General features: G+C 71.4%; 2 protein-coding genes. Both read left to right on the top strand.

The window, feature by feature from the left end; all coding sequences use genetic code 11:
• A partial coding sequence (locus I71_RS26975; RefSeq protein WP_042701229.1) for a thiamine pyrophosphate-dependent enzyme occupies nucleotides 1-1,291 on the top strand: 1,291 nt, incomplete at its 5' end.
• A 76-nt stretch (nucleotides 1,292-1,367) separates the two neighbouring features.
• A partial coding sequence (locus tag I71_RS26970) for an aldehyde dehydrogenase family protein (protein ID WP_042701227.1) occupies nucleotides 1,368-1,880 on the top strand: 513 nt, incomplete at its 3' end.

The raw sequence follows: 1,880 nt of genomic DNA, 5'->3' as shown, positions 1-1,880 counted from the left end.
GCAGTGGGTCGCCGAGATCGACAGCGCCGACCGCGTGCCGGAGATGATCTCCCGCGCCTTCCACACCGCGATGTCCGGCCGCCCCGGCCCGGTGGTGCTGGCCCTGCCCGAAGACACGCTGACCGAGACCGCCGAGGTCGAGGCCGCTCCGCTGGCCGAGCCGGTGGACAGCGCCCCGACGCCGGCGCAGGTCGCGGCCTTCGGCGATTTGCTGGCCAAGGCGGAACGGCCGCTGCTGGTCGCCGGCGGCTCCCGCTGGACGGCGGAGTCGGTCACGGCACTGCAAGGCTTTGCCGAAAAGCTGTCGCTGCCGGTGGCGGTGACCTTCCGCCGCCAGATGCTGTTCGACCATTGCCACCCGCTCTATGCCGGCGACATCGGGCTGGGCATCAACCCGAAGCTGACGGCACTGGTCAAGGACAGCGACCTGCTGATCCTGCTGGGCGACCGCTTCTCCGAGGTGCCGTCGCAGAGCTATGGGCTGCTCGGCATTCCCGATCCCGGAAAAGCGGTGGTCCACATCCACCCAGGCGCCGAGGAGATCGGCCGCGTCTATCGCCCGACGCTGGGCATGGTCGCCACCCCGGCCGCCTTCCTGGAGGCGGTGGCGGGGCTGGACGTGACGGCGAAGCCCGGATGGGCCGCCCGCGCCGAAGCCGCGCACGCCGCCTATGAAGCCTGGAGCACCCCGCCCGACGCCATTCCCGGCGACGTGCAGATGGGCCGCATCATGGCCTGGCTGGACGAGCGGCTGGAACATGACGCCATCTTCACCAACGGCGCCGGCAACTACGCCACCTGGATCCACCGTTTCCACCGCTTCCGCCGCTTCGGCACCCAGGCGGCGCCGGTCTGCGGCTCGATGGGCTACGGCCTGCCGGCCGCCATCGCCGCCAAGCTGCAGCACCGCACCCGCGACGTGCTGTGCTTCGCCGGCGACGGCTGCTTCCAGATGACCGGGGTGGAGTTCGGCACCGCCGTGCAGGAGGGGGCCGCCGTGATCGTGCTGGTCGTCGACAACGGCATGTACGGCACCATCCGCATGCATCAGGAGCGCGAGTATCCCGGCCGCGTGTCCGGCACCCGCCTGCAGAATCCCGACTTCGCCGCCCTCGCCCGCGCCTATGGCGGCCATGGCGAGACGGTGGAGACCACCGACCAGTTCGCCCCGGCCTTCGAGCGCGCCCGCGCGTCGGGCCTGCCGGCGATCCTCCACATCAAGCTCGACCCCGAAGCCCTGACGCCGACGCGGACGCTGTCCGAAATCCGTGCGGCGGGCAAGGGGACGTGATTTAACTCTCCCGCCCAATGTCCCCTCTCCCCCCTGGGGAGACCGGGAGATTTTGCAGACCCAAGGAGCCACCCCGGTGCAGCACAGCGACATCCTCTCCCGTTTCGGCCTGACTTCCAGCGGCGCCGGGCTGACCGCCCGGTCGCCGGTCGACGGCGCCACCCTCGCGACGGTGGCGGAGACCGCGCCGTCGCAGGTGTCGGACATCGTCGCCAACGCCGCCCGCGCCTTCGAGGCGTGGCGCTCGGTTCCGGCCCCGCGCCGCGGCGAGCTGGTCCGCCTGCTGGGCGAGGAGCTGCGCGCCGCCAAGGAGGATCTCGGCCGTCTGGTTTCGCTGGAAGCCGGCAAGATCTACCAGGAAGGCCTGGGCGAAGTGCAGGAGATGATCGACATCTGCGACTTCGCCGTCGGCCTGTCGCGCCAGCTCTACGGCCTGACCATCGCCTCGGAGCGCCCGGGCCACGCGATGCGCGAGACCTGGCACCCGGCCGGCCCCTGCCTCGTCATCTCCGCCTTCAACTTCCCGGTGGCGGTGTGGTCGTGGAACGCGGCGCTGGCCCTGGTCTGCGGCGACCCGGTGGGGGAAGCC

Origin of the sequence: Azospirillum sp. B506, assembly GCF_000333595.1 — a bacterium.
Lineage (GTDB): Bacteria > Pseudomonadota > Alphaproteobacteria > Azospirillales > Azospirillaceae > Azospirillum.
The sequence above is the reverse complement of the archived record's forward strand: the minus strand, read 5'-3'. Positions and strand labels throughout refer to the sequence as shown.